A 13,044-nucleotide genomic window follows, 5' to 3' on the forward strand; every position below is an offset into this window, starting at 1 on the left:
CCCTATTCCTCAAGAAAGATTTCTTCTAACGTCGGCTCATCGACCTCTACTCTGAGAATGTCGACCTTGCACTGGTTAAATGCTCGAATCACTTGTGCAATTTTTTCTTCGGCATCGATCGTTACGCGCGTAAACGTCTCTTGCGCTTCAACCTCTGTGCCAAAGCCTTCAAGCCAGTCATAAAGCATCGCTGTTTGCGTCTTTGGAACCGGCAAATGCTTCAGGCTCACGGTTATCGTGGAGCGGCAGTGGGCGCGAAGCTGTTCCATCGTGCCGGCTTTCACAATTCTGCCTTCCTTCATAATCGCAATACGGTGGCAAAGCTTCTCTACCTCGTGCAAGTTATGAGAGGTCATAAAGATCGTTTTGCCTTGCTTATGAAGGTCTTGGATCAATTGCTGAATATGAAGAACAGACTCCGCATCGAGCCCGGATGTCGGCTCATCTAAAAAAAGCAACTCCGGGTTATGGATCATGGCTGCGGCAATGCCCAGCTTTTTTTTCATCCCAAATGAAAATTTTCCGGCTTTTTTACGGGCATCTCCCTCTAAACCTACTAATGCCAAAACTCTCAAGCACTGATTCGTTGACTTCTTTTTCCCGGATACCTCAGAAAAATACTGTAAATGTTCAAGAGCTGTCATTGAACTGTAAAGTGTGGAGTAATCCGGCATCACGCCAATTCTTTTCTTCACTTGATCGCTCAGTCCGCGGCAGCCAAGAATGGAAAACGAGCCGCCCGTAGGCCGGATAATACCAGTCAGTATATTAATAAAGGTGGATTTTCCCGCTCCGTTTCTCCCGAGAAAACCGAGAATCTCGCCTTGTTTGACTGTTAAATCCACTCCTTGAATAACGGCCGTCTCTCCATAAGATTTTCGCAAATTCTTCACTTCAATCGCATTCATTAACACTCTCTCCTTTTAAATAATTCATTTGCTGCGAGGAGCATGGCTGCCGAGCCGATGAAAACAACGAGAAATGTATAATCATCGCGGATTAAGTACGTATATGGGCTAAGAAACCGCAGCGCACTGTACCAGCTGTCCTGAAGAAACGCTGCCCAAAAGCCAAAGAACGGAAAAGCAATACCTGCCATCACACCAATAAACATGGAAAACGCCGGTTTTGGAATGATCACCGATAAAAGCACGACCAGAGCCACTTGAAATGTAAACAAACTGATTGTTTGCGCAAGCAAGAATAGATTAAAGTGCTTAGAAAATACGATGGTGACAAGAAAAGCAGCCGTTACGCAGCTAAACCAAAACAGCCATACCCCCAAAAATTTCCCCGCAATGATCGAGGTTCTCGAGGTTCTTGTCACCAAAAAACGCATCGTGCGCTCATATATCTCCCTATTCATCACATCATGCGATAAAGCCATTACAAACAGCTGTCCGAACAGCAGCATGAAAAAAAGCAGCCCGGCGGTATGAGCATCCTTCGCCTCCTCGCTGGACAGCTCGGCTATGGCAATAATTACATCCGCAAATTTCGCTGCATAGTACGTAGTCAGCAGCAATAAGGCAATGATCAAGATGGATTTAATGCTTTTAAATAACTGAAAAAATTCTCTCTTAGCAATTGAATACATAAATTCTTCCTCCTGCGTGATCCTTTATTAGGTTTTATCATACTGCCTGTTTCTTACCACTGATGGAATATCACCTTAATTTTTGCTTAATTTTACAAATAGCAGCCTATGACAATGATAAAATAGCTATATCGCCTAACAAAGAATTGGAGAGAATACGATGCAAAGTGCACGACTGCTCATCGTGGATGATGAACAAGCTATTTTACATATGCTTACTATGATTTTAAATAAAGAAGGGTTTGCGGCGATTGATACCGCCACGACTGCCGAACAAGCCTTGTCGCTGTGTCAATCGAGGGAATATGATTTAATTTTGCTCGATGTCATGCTGCCGAACCAGAGCGGCTTTGACATTTGTCCGTTCATCCGCGCCAGAACGGACGCACCGATTTTCTTTTTAACAGCCCGGTCGTCTGATTTAGATAAGCTGTCCGGGTTCGCGGTCGGGGCAGATGACTATATTACCAAGCCGTTTAATCCTCTTGAGGTAGTGGCCCGCATCAAGGCGCATCTTCGCAGACAGACGATCAAGCCGGCGGCAAAAACGATCTACCAATTCGGCACGCTTGCCGTCAATACGAATACAGGTGAGGTATCCGTTAACCAGCAGTTGACGGAACTGCCTGCCCAAGTATACCAGCTGCTCGTCTTCTTCTGTCAGCATCCAAATCAGCTGTTCAGCAAAAGCCAATTATATGAACAAGTTTGGGGAGAGCCTTGCCTGAACGAAGATAATACAGTAATGGTGCATATTCGCAAGCTCCGGGAAAAAATTGAGGACAATCCGAGCCAGCCACAGCGGATTGTCACCGTGAGAGGGCTTGGCTATAAATTCGTACCGGCTGGTGAGGCCTAATGACTATTCACCGCCGCTTTATCATTCAATTTTTCACACAGCTGATATTGCTGTTTTTGCTGCTGGTTTTAACAAGCCTGATCGTGTTAATGATCATTGGATTCTATCTATCAAACGATGAAGCCAAAAACGATTTAACCGCGGCCGATTCCCTCTACCTAGGCAGCCATATGATAAAGAAAAACGGGAAACCAGCCTTTGACGCCGAATTAAAAAAAAGGGCGGATGAACAAAATGGCTGGCTGCTGGCCTTATCAAAGAAAGGAAAGGTATTAGCAGCCTATCATGCGCCCGAGTCCCTCGCCTCAGCTATACAAACGAAGGAAAGCACCGCTCTTCTTCTGGAAAAAGACGCTGCCTTGTCGCAGTTTAAAATATGGGAGCTTCATCCTATGGATACACAGCCGGTCATCTTGCTCTTCGGGAAAACCAATGCCGCACAGCTGTTATTGAAGCATTTAGCGGCTGACATCGACTGGGCGCATCAGCAATTGGGCTTATCAACAGCCACACTTGAAGCACTGGACAAACAGAAGGCGCGGATACAGCTGATTGACGCAAACAAAAAAGTTCTCGATTCGGCCGGATCATTGCCAGAACGTTCTTCGCTTGAAACATTGAGCGATTTATCCGAAAACGAACAGTACTCCGTTGCCGTGTATAAACATGAGCCATCCGGCTTGACCGTAACGGTGGAAGCGGAGCATCACGTCCAGTCATCAGCGGGCAGCTCAATAGAGAAAAAACTGAGCAGTCCCCTTTTAGTCATTCTCGTGCTTCTTTTCATTTTGCTGCTGGCCGTTAGCATTTGGTATGCCAACAAATTTGGCACTCCAGTCGTTGTGTTAATGAAATGGATCGAAAACCTCGGCAACGGGATTTATGAGCAGCCGCGTGATTTGCACGAGCGGCCACTGCTTCTGACAAGAAAAGGGAAATTAAAAAGAAAGTTTCGCTTATATAAGGAACTGATTGACACACTAGAAGAGCTGACCCGTACGCTGCATGACAACGAACGCCAGCGGAAGAAGATGTCCCAAACACGCGAAGAATGGACGAGCGGATTATCCCATGATTTAAAAACCCCCCTCTCCTCCATTGCGGGCTACACGAACATGCTGCAGTCCGACCAATATGATTGGACGGAGGAAGAAAAAAAATCGTTCATTCAAACGATTAGCGAGAAATCAAACTATATGATGAAGTTAATTGAAGATTTGACCTTAACCTATCGTTTGCGAAATGACAGCCTGCCAATCGTCAAACAGCCGGTGGACCTTAATGAATTTATTCGCAGAACAGTTATCCACTATATTAATATGGCGGAATATGAGCCGTTCATTTTTCAATTTGAACCGTATCCGGAACAGCTACTCGCGCCGATTGATCCGAAATGGTTCCAGCGCGTGCTCGATAATCTCATCATGAACGCCCTTAAGTATAATCCGGCGGGCACGACCATTCAGCTATCTGTAACAATGATTGAGCAGGAGCTCGTGATGATCACCATTGACGATGACGGAATCGGCATGGATCATGAAACACTCGATAAATTGTTCCAGCGTTACTATCGCGGTACAAACACGACCGATCCAAGTAGTGGCACCGGTCTTGGCATGGCCATTACCAAACAGCTGATTAAGCTGCACGGGGGCTCAATTAATGTAAAAAGCGCTCCAAGCGAAGGAACCTCGATCCGGATTTTACTTCCTGCCAAGGAAAAAGAAGAACAGCATTCGGCAGGTTAACCAAGTCCAGCCCCCTTCCTGTTCCATTCCAACATCAAAACAAGCCATCAGCTGTCCATTCGGCAGCTGATGGCTTGAGTAAACACCGCTCCTTATTTTTCTAATTCAATCAATAAATCGCCCGCTGAAATAGCTTCTCCATTGCTCACATAGATGTTCTTTACCGTGCCGGCAAACGGTGCCTGGACGGTAGTCTCCATTTTCATGGCTTCCGTAATCATTAAGTGATCGCCCTGGGCGACTTTTTCGCCTTTTTCTGCAAGTATCTTCAGAACCGTTCCCGGCATGCTTGCCGCAATATGGGTTTCATTTCTTGGATCTGCTTTGATTTTAGAAGCAATTGACGACTTTACGCTTTCATCTTTAATTATCACTTCACGCGGCTGTCCGTTCAGTTCAAAGTAAACCGTCCGTGTGCCATCCGTCTGTACTTCCCCGATAGACAACAGCTTCACAATTAATGTTTTTCCTGTTTCAATTTCAATTTCGATCTCCTCGCCCAATCTCATTCCATACAGGAACGTCGGGGTATCAAGCACTGAGATATCGCCGAATTGGTCAACTGTTTTGGCGTAATCAAGAAATACTTTCGGATACAGCGCATAAGCGATAACATCTTGAGCGGTCCAATCGGCTGCTGGGCGGCCGAGCTCCTCGGAAAGCTCTTCCCGGAGCGCCTGAAAATCGACGTCATCCAGCAATTCACCAGGACGGACAGTAATAGGCTGCCTGTCTTTGAGAATCACTTTCTGCAGCTCTTCCGGAAACCCTCCTGCCGGCTGTCCCAAATAGCCTTCAAATAACTCGATCACAGAATCAGGAAAGTCTAATTTTTCCCCTTTCGCCAATACTTCTTCTTCTGTTAAATCGTTTTGGACCATAAAGAGAGCCATATCGCCGACGACTTTAGAGGAGGGTGTGACCTTAACGATGTCGCCGAAGAGCAGATTAACCCGGCTGTACATCTCTTTGACTTCTTCCCAGCGTTCACCAAGTCCTACCGCTTTGGCCTGCTGCTGCAGGTTGCTGTACTGGCCGCCTGGCATTTCATGCTGATACACTTCCGGATGCGGCGCATTCATTCCGCTTTCAAAGTCCTGGTAATAGTGTCTGACACCTTCCCAATATTTTGATAGCTTATGGAAATCATCGACAGACACAGCTGGTTCATGCTCTGTTCCGGCGAGCGCATAGCACAGCGTATCGGCACTAGGCTGCGATGTCATGCCGGCCATCGAGCTGACGGCGACATCCACAATGTCCACGCCGGCTTCGATTGCTTTGGCATACGTGTAAATGCCGTTGCCGCTCGTATCATGCGTATGAAGATGAATCGGAAGATCCACCGTCTCTTTCAGTTCGGCAATGAAGCGGTAAGCAGCCTGGGGCTTTAGCAGACCGGCCATATCTTTGATACAAAGAATATGGGCGCCCTGATTCTGCAGCTCCTTCGCCATGTCTTTATAATAGTGCATATTGTATTTGGCACGGGACGGATCCTCGATATCCCCTGTATAGCAGATAGCCGCCTCCGCGATTTTTCCCGTTTGGCGGACAGCGTCAATCGCTGTTTCCATTCCTCTTATCCAGTTCAAGCTGTCAAATATGCGGAAAACATCAATGCCGGCTTCGGCAGACTGCTGCACAAATTCATAAATAACGTTGTCCGGATAGTTTTTGTATCCGACAGCATTAGATGCCCGCAGAAGCATTTGAAACAGCACATTCGGCATGTCCGCTCTTAATGCGGCTAATCGCTTCCAAGGATCTTCTTTCAGGAAACGATAAGACACATCAAACGTCGCTCCTCCCCACATCTCTACAGAGAAAAGCTCCGGCAGCAGCCTTGCCGTCTGCTTGGCTATGCGTGTTAAATCATAAGTCCGCACGCGGGTGGCAAGCAAGGATTGATGAGCATCACGGAAAGTCGTGTCCGTCAGCAAGACTTCTTTTCGCGACTTGACCCATTCAGCCACCCCTTCTGCCCCTCGTTCTTCTAAAATTTGTTTGGTTCCTGAAGAAACGGCTGCTGATGCCTGCGCTTCAGGGAGGAATGGGCGGTCAAAAAGCGGCTTTTTCTTTTTTTCGATTCCGGGAAAGCCATTAATCGTCACATTGCCGATATAATTCAGCATTTTCGTCCCACGGTCTTTTCGCTCCGGAAAAAGGAATAGCTCCGGTGTAGTGTCAATAAATGAGGTATCGTAATTTCCCGTAAGAAACTTTTCATGCTGCATGACATTTTCTAAAAACGGAATGTTCGTCTTGATTCCCCGAATCCGAAACTCCCTTAGATTCCGCAGCATTTTAGAAGCCGCCTGCTCAAACGTCATCGCATGTGTCGATACCTTTACGAGAAGAGAATCATAATGAGGGGTAATGACCGCTCCCTGGAAGCTGTTTCCCGCATCCAGACGGACGCCAAAACCGCCGCCTGAGCGGTAAGCCATAATCTTTCCTGTATCCGGCATAAAGTCATTTAACGGGTCCTCTGTTGTCACGCGCGATTGAATGGCATAGCCGTGAACGGAAATATCCGGCTGCTTAGGAATGCCTATCCTCTCGCTATGTAAAGAATGGCCTTCTGCAATTAAAATCTGCGACTGGACAATATCAATACCCGTAACCATCTCAGTAATGGTATGTTCCACTTGCACACGCGGGTTGACCTCAATAAAGTAAAACGCCTCTCCTGAAACGAGGAATTCAACTGTTCCCGCATTGATATAATCTACATTTCTCATTAATTGAACGGCTGCTTCACAAATCTTCTCTCTTAATCTCTCAGACACAGACACACTTGGCGCTACTTCTACTACTTTCTGATGACGGCGCTGCACGGAACAATCCCGTTCATACAAGTGAACAAGGTTGCCTTCCCTGTCTCCAAGAATCTGTACTTCAATATGCTTAGGATTTTGAACAAATTTTTCCACATATACTTCATCGCTTCCAAAGGCTGCTTTCGCCTCTGACTTCGCCCGTTCATAGGCCTCCCTTACTTCCCCCAGACTGTTCACGATCCGCATGCCGCGGCCGCCGCCGCCGAGAGCGGCCTTGATGATAATTGGAAAACCGTGCTGCTTTCCGAAAGCTGCCACCTCTTCCAGACTGGATACCGGTCCGTTTGTACCGGGAATGACAGGGATATTCGCCTTCATCGCTTGCTCCCTTGCCTTTACCTTATCGCCAAACATATCTAAATGCCGAGAATTCGGGCCAATAAAGAGAATGCCCTCTTCTTCACACCTTCTGGCAAAGTCAATGTTTTCTGATAAAAAACCATATCCTGGATGAATGGCATCTACTTCCGCCCGCTTGGCTACTCGAATAATATCTTCAATATCAAGATAAGCATCGATCGGCTTCTTTCCCTTTCCGATTAAATAGGCCTCATCTGCCTTGTAACGATGATAGGAGCCGGAATCTTCTTTCGAGTAAACCGCTACTGTCCGAATATGAAGCTCTGTACAAGCACGAAACACGCGAATGGCAATTTCCCCGCGGTTAGCCACCAATACTTTATGAATGGTGTGTTTATTATTTTTCACCTTGATTTCCCCCCATGTCAGCACGCTGATTCAATAGTTTAAATGATAGCTCTTTTGACTGTCATCCTTTGTTGCATAGCTCTCCGAAAATAGTCTATCTATACGCAATCTTCTGTTAAATCTGGACAAACTTTCGCTTTTCTTACTTCTCATGTAACTAAGGAGCCCATCCCGCCCTTTTCTTACTTGCAAAACACACCTATTCATCAGGTCATCAGATAATTGCTTAAAGGCTGGAGTTTGACCCAAAAGGCGATGAAAATACCTTTTAGGTCCGTTCCCTTTCTCTTCTCCAAAGCAGGCGGATGTTCGTTCCGGCGGACGCTTTCCGTGAGAGTCTCCGCCTGCTTTGATTTCAGAGACTGATTAGACCAGCTTTTTATTTGTCATCCACGAGAATATAGGCCGCCTTCACAGGTCCATGAACGCCCACAATTAAATTCATTTCAATGTCGGCACTGTTGCTTGGACCGGAAATAAAATTAACACAGGAAGGAACAAGCTCGCCTGCCTCTATTTTTAAATGCAGCTGCTTAGCTACCTGGGTCATCCTTGGCACAATGACGCTTTTAGGAATAATGGCAAAGTAAATAGCCGGAAGCAGACTAACAGCGCGGCCTTTTTCTTTGCCGTTGTATAAAACAACCGTCCCTGATTCAGCCAAGGCCGCATCACTGAAAGTAATGCCGATATCGGCAGTTGAGGAAAAGGAAAGATTTTCTTCCCTTTTCCCGCTGTCCCAGATATGCACAGCCACCTGTTCCTTAGTTAACTCGTCCGGAAGGCTGGACAGTCCGAATTCGTCCATGCGCGGGTCGTCCCACATAACTACAGATTGGCCGCCATACTGCTGCACTAAATCTTTCACGAGCCCGCCAAGCTCTGAAGCAGCCGTTTCGTACACATCCGTATGAATGAGGGAGCATTGCTTTTTTAATGCCTCTGCCAGCTCATCCTGTGAGGCTCCCTTCAGCACGTCCCACTGAGGGCGATACGTCCATTCCGGCTTTTTCACTTGGCGGCGCCGCTCTCTCCCGAAGCTTTTTGCCAGATCATTTAAAAAAGAATCACGATTATGCATTTGGCCCGCTGCCATCATTCTTCTCCCCCTTTCTGTCTCTTTTTATACAGATCTCTAAACCGGTTTTTCTTAGGCGCCGGAAAATCGCGAATATCTGTCCAATTCTTTAATGGTCCAGGACCTTTAGAAATTTTATCGTCGGCAGAAAAGAAGCCAAGTGCTGTCGGTGCAAGCTTCGATCCGATATTATACATAGCGGGCGAGGCTGTGCCTAAACTGAAAGCCTTCATCGAGAGGTTTTCAAACACAGGAGCCTTCCCTTCTTTTTCAACAATCTCCTGGCGATGGCGAAGCAAATGTTCATGCAAAGGTATTTTTACAGGACATGCTTCGGTGCAAGCTGCACATAAAGTCGAAGCGTACGGCAGTTCCTTATATTCGTCATATCCGCCAAGAAGCGGCGTTAGCACGGCACCAACAGGTCCTGGATAAATCGATCCGTAGGAATGGCCGCCAACGTGGCGATAGACCGGGCAGACGTTGATACACGCGGCGCAGCGAATGCAGTGAAGAATGGATTGAAAAGCCGTGCCTAGTATGTTGGAGCGCCCATTATCGACGATCACAAGATGAAATTCTTCCGGTCCGTCTGCCTCCCCTTCTTGTCTTGGCCCAGTTAATGCGGTAATGTAACTGGTCAGCTTTTGTCCTACCGCTGCCCGGGTAAGCAAACTGACAAGAACCTCCATTTCTTCCCATGTCGGCACAATCCGCTCCATTCCCATCACTGTAATTTGCGTTTTCGGAATCGTCGTTACCATTCGGGCGTTTCCTTCGTTCGTTACAAGCGAAATCGTTCCGGACTCGGCGATAGCAAAATTACAGCCGGTAATCCCGATATCGGCCTGCAAAAATTCCTCTCTCAGCTTTTCCCTGGCAAATAAAGCCAATTCCTCCGGTTTTTCAGTTTTGTCGTACCCCAGCTTTTCCTTGAAAACATCGCGAATTTGCTCTTTATTTTTATGAAGGGCCGGCGTCACAATGTGCGATGGAGGATCATGGTCATCGACTTGCAAAATCCATTCTCCCAGGTCGCTTTCGATCACTTCGCATCCCGCCCGCTCAAGCGCCTCATTCATATTGATTTCTTCTGTCACCATAGACTTTGATTTCACGACTTTTTTGCCGTTTTTCTCTTTTACTACTTTAGTAATATATTCATTGGCTTCCTCTGCCGTTTTGGCGAAAAAAACATGGCCGCCGCGCTTGATGACATTCTCGCTTAAAAGCTCAAGGTAGTAGTCCAGGTTCTCAATTGTATGAGAACGGATTTCTTCACCAAGCTTGCGCCATTCCTCCCAATTCCCCAACTCTTCAGCGGCATTTAACCGGCCGCTTCGGAAACGGCCCTGGGCCGAAGCAACAGCTCCGCGCATAAAAGCGTCATTAATTCCATCCGATACGCGCTCCTTAAACGGCTTGTCACCGATCTTCATAGCCATCTACTGTTCCTCCCTTCCTATCTGCTGTTTAATACCGAAGCAATATGCATGACTTTGATCGGCTTCCCTTTCCGGTCAATCCGGCCGCCTATATTCATCAAACAGCCGCAATCCGCTCCAATTAAAATGTCCGCTCCTGCCTCTTCTACACTTTGAACCTTTTCATCTACCATTTGTTCAGAGATCGGAGTCATTTTCACGGAAAACGTTCCGCCAAACCCGCAGCAATTATAATTATGTGGAAGCGGCTTCATTTCCAGCCCCTCTACATGGCTTAATAATTTCAGCGGCGCTTCCTTTACACCCAACAATCTCGTCATATGGCATGACGTATGGTAAGTCGCTGTGCCCTTCAGCTTTGCCCCGACATCTTCTATTCCCAGAACCTCTACAATAAACTGGGTCAGCTCATATGTTTTGTTGGCGAGCGCTTGAGCGCGCGCCTCCCACTCAGTCTCATCTTTTAAAATGTGCGGATATTCTTTCAACATCGTTGCGCATGAACCTGAAGGCGTGACCACATAATCCGCCTGCTCAAACACGCGAATCATATGTTTCATTGAATCCTTTGCTTTATCTACATATCCGCTATTATATGCCGGCTGTCCGCAGCACGTTTGCTTTTCCGGAAACTCGACCTCGCACCCCAGTCTTTCAAGCAATTCTACTGTGTCCATTCCTACATCTGTTTGGAAAATATCTATTAAACAGGTTACAAACAGCGATACTTTCATAAGCTTCACCTTCTCTTCCCCGAAAAGAATCAGAATAGACCAACCATTTGGACTCTTTCGGACATTATTAGTTCTAGTGTAAATCTTTCCTTTCTTCTAGTCAACAGGTCATCAGATGACTTTAAAGAAATAAAGCAAGCTCCTGTACAGGAGCCCGCTGATGTCGGGTCAAACTATTTTCTTTAACTGTTTTGTATCTAATTTATTTTGCATTTGCCCCTTGGCGATAACAGCTATAAGGAAGCATGCTATAGCAGCCAGTATCACTGTGCCGATATTCAACCCCAGCCCATAAATGGCGACATATCCGATGCTTCCGGCAAAAACAACGTAGAAGGTCATCGGGATCAGCGTCTTTCTGATCAAATTTCCTTCTTTGCCAATCAGCCCTGCAGACGAAGAAGCAGCGACTACATTATGCACGCAAATCATATTTCCAGCCGCGCCGCCGACCGCCTGTAAAGCCACAATGGTCGCCGGGTTTGCAAGAATATTATCTGCTACGCCAAATTGGAAAAGAGAAAACATCATGTTGCTGACGGTATTGCTTCCTGCTGCAAAGGCGCCAATAGCTCCGATCGTGGGTGCCACCAATGGCCAGGAGCTGCCAAATATATTGGAAATTCCCTCGGCCATGGCAAGGGGCATGCCGGCATAATCTGCCGCATTCACACCTGAATTGATAAACACTTGCACCATAGGAACAGCAAACACTAAAGCTGCCATTGCGCTGACAACTGTTTTGAAAGAATTTTTCACTGCGCGTCCATACTCTTTCATATTCATCTTAAAAATAAAGATGGATAACAGCGAAACAAGGATGAAAATCACTCCCGGAATATTGAGCGGTTTGGATTCAACAGTGATCAACGTGCCGAAGACATTTTCAAACCGGATCACCTGCGACTGAATCCAGCCGGCAAACGGCAAATAGGCAACACGAGTGACAATCAGCAAAACAGCGACTAACAAGTAAGGAAGCCAAGCCGCCATAAAAGAAATGTTTTTCTTCGGCTCCTCAGAATGATCCACCTGAAGTGAGCCGGTCCACGCCGGGTCCCACTTCGATGCTTCTGCAAAATCCCATGTTTTCTCAGGAATAAACCATCCTTTTTTCGCAGCGGGAACAACAATGGCCAAGCCGATTAAACCGCCGAGCAAAGACGGAAATTCCGGTCCAAGCAGGTTAGCCACCAGAGCGTACGGTACTGTAAAAGCCAAGCCGGCAAAGATGGCAAATTTCCAAATGGCCAAGCCTTCTACAATCGATTTGTTTTTGCCGAAGAAATAGGTCAGCATGGTCACCATAAACAATGGGATAAAGATGCCGATGATTCCATGGATGAGAGCAACTTGTCCCCCAATTCCATTAATATACGCTTCGATAGTCGTTCCTTGTTCGGCTACATAGCTTTGAACAAGGGGCGAATCCTTCAGTCCTGTATTCACACCTACCAAAATCGGCGTTCCTACGGCTCCATAAGAAACTGGCGTGGACTGCAAAATGAGAGCGACCATAACCGCTCCCATAGCCGGAAAGCCCAGCGCAACGAGCAGCGGTCCGACGATGGTAGCGGGAGCTCCCCAACCGGCTGCCCCCTCAAGAAACGACCCGAATAACCAGCATACAATAATCGTCTGCACACGGCGGTCTGGAGAAATACTAGTAAACCCTTTGCGGATCGTAAAAATGGCTCCGCTTTCTTTCAGTGTATTCAATAAAAGGAGAGCGCCAAAAACGATGACTCCCACTTCAAGGGCTGTGACAATGCCTTTGAAACTGGCAGCCGCCACCTGATTTCCAGGTACCTTCCATATAAACATAGCGACTAGAATGGTAACCGCGAGTGATACAGGCATGGCTCGTTTGGCTGGCCATCTCAATATGACTAAAAATAAAAATACAGAAACGATAGGCAAGGTAGCTATTAAAGCCAATAGACGGATACTCAATTTCTTTTCCCCCTCTGTAACAAAAATTCCTCTTATCTCATTAACTCTGATTAGCAGGTCATCAGATGACCTTATTACA

The 13,044-nt window shown here is 46.7% G+C and carries 9 protein-coding genes; 2 read left to right on the top strand and 7 right to left on the bottom strand.

Annotation, left to right across the window (positions count from 1 at the left end; all coding sequences use genetic code 11):
- Positions 1-2 precede the first annotated feature (2 nt).
- Both B1A98_RS14745 and B1A98_RS14750 read right to left on the bottom strand, forming a co-directional pair.
- The gene (locus tag B1A98_RS14745) at positions 3-908 is read right to left on the bottom strand and encodes an ABC transporter ATP-binding protein (protein WP_063383975.1); all 906 of its coding nucleotides are present in this window, start codon (positions 906-908) and stop codon (positions 3-5) included.
- Positions 908-1,597, bottom strand: coding sequence for an ABC transporter permease (locus B1A98_RS14750; RefSeq protein ID WP_063383976.1), 690 nt, complete (start codon positions 1,595-1,597; stop codon positions 908-910). The genes B1A98_RS14745 and B1A98_RS14750 overlap by 1 nt, the downstream gene beginning before the upstream one ends.
- A gap of 160 nt (positions 1,598-1,757) precedes the next feature.
- On the opposite strand from B1A98_RS14750, the gene B1A98_RS14755 reads away from it, so the two are divergent.
- Together B1A98_RS14755 and B1A98_RS14760 are read left to right on the top strand one after the other, a co-directional pair.
- Positions 1,758-2,456: a response regulator transcription factor gene (locus B1A98_RS14755; protein ID WP_041098455.1), complete on the top strand. Its 699-nt coding sequence runs from the start codon at positions 1,758-1,760 to the stop codon at positions 2,454-2,456.
- Positions 2,456-4,204, top strand: coding sequence for a sensor histidine kinase (locus tag B1A98_RS14760; RefSeq protein WP_063383977.1), 1,749 nt, complete (start codon positions 2,456-2,458; stop codon positions 4,202-4,204). Before B1A98_RS14755 ends, B1A98_RS14760 begins: the two co-directional genes overlap by 1 nt.
- Before the next feature lie 92 nt (positions 4,205-4,296).
- Here B1A98_RS14760 and pyc read toward each other — a convergent pair whose 3' ends face one another.
- The 5 genes from pyc to B1A98_RS14785 form a co-directional block, all read right to left on the bottom strand.
- Positions 4,297-7,755 carry a pyruvate carboxylase gene (pyc, locus tag B1A98_RS14765; RefSeq protein ID WP_162301618.1) on the bottom strand — a complete coding sequence of 1,153 codons (3,459 nt, stop codon included), beginning with the start codon at positions 7,753-7,755 and terminating at the stop codon, positions 4,297-4,299.
- Between the two features lie 379 nt (positions 7,756-8,134).
- Positions 8,135-8,851, bottom strand: coding sequence for a LutC/YkgG family protein (locus B1A98_RS14770; protein ID WP_041114267.1), 717 nt, complete (start codon positions 8,849-8,851; stop codon positions 8,135-8,137).
- Positions 8,851-10,278: a LutB/LldF family L-lactate oxidation iron-sulfur protein gene (locus tag B1A98_RS14775; RefSeq protein ID WP_041098451.1), complete on the bottom strand. Its 1,428-nt coding sequence runs from the start codon at positions 10,276-10,278 to the stop codon at positions 8,851-8,853. Before B1A98_RS14775 ends, B1A98_RS14770 begins: the two co-directional genes overlap by 1 nt.
- A gap of 17 nt (positions 10,279-10,295) precedes the next feature.
- The gene (locus B1A98_RS14780; RefSeq protein WP_041098449.1) at positions 10,296-11,012 is read right to left on the bottom strand and encodes a (Fe-S)-binding protein; all 717 of its coding nucleotides are present in this window, start codon (positions 11,010-11,012) and stop codon (positions 10,296-10,298) included.
- A 168-nt stretch (positions 11,013-11,180) separates the two neighbouring features.
- Positions 11,181-12,965, bottom strand: a complete 1,785-nt coding sequence (locus B1A98_RS14785) for an L-lactate permease (RefSeq protein WP_041114243.1) — start codon at positions 12,963-12,965, stop codon at positions 11,181-11,183.
- Positions 12,966-13,044: the final 79 nt, after the last annotated feature.

The organism is Pseudobacillus badius (assembly GCF_002189605.1).
GTDB classification, from domain to species: domain Bacteria; phylum Bacillota; class Bacilli; order Bacillales; family Domibacillaceae; genus Pseudobacillus; species Pseudobacillus badius.

What these genes read in the sequence shown, in the direction of transcription:
- B1A98_RS14750 (WP_063383976.1), bottom strand. Translation starts at nt 1,597, where the DNA reads ATGTATTCAATTGCTAAGAGAGAATTTTTTCAGTTATTTAAAAGCATT.
- B1A98_RS14770 (WP_041114267.1), bottom strand. Translation starts at nt 8,851, where the DNA reads ATGGCAGCGGGCCAAATGCATAATCGTGATTCTTTTTTAAATGATCTG.
- B1A98_RS14780 (WP_041098449.1), bottom strand. Translation starts at nt 11,012, where the DNA reads ATGAAAGTATCGCTGTTTGTAACCTGTTTAATAGATATTTTCCAAACA.
- B1A98_RS14745 (WP_063383975.1), bottom strand. Translation starts at nt 908, where the DNA reads ATGAATGCGATTGAAGTGAAGAATTTGCGAAAATCTTATGGAGAGACG.
- B1A98_RS14775 (WP_041098451.1), bottom strand. Translation starts at nt 10,278, where the DNA reads ATGGCTATGAAGATCGGTGACAAGCCGTTTAAGGAGCGCGTATCGGAT.
- B1A98_RS14755 (WP_041098455.1), top strand. Translation starts at nt 1,758, where the DNA reads ATGCAAAGTGCACGACTGCTCATCGTGGATGATGAACAAGCTATTTTA.
- B1A98_RS14760 (WP_063383977.1), top strand. Translation starts at nt 2,456, where the DNA reads ATGACTATTCACCGCCGCTTTATCATTCAATTTTTCACACAGCTGATA.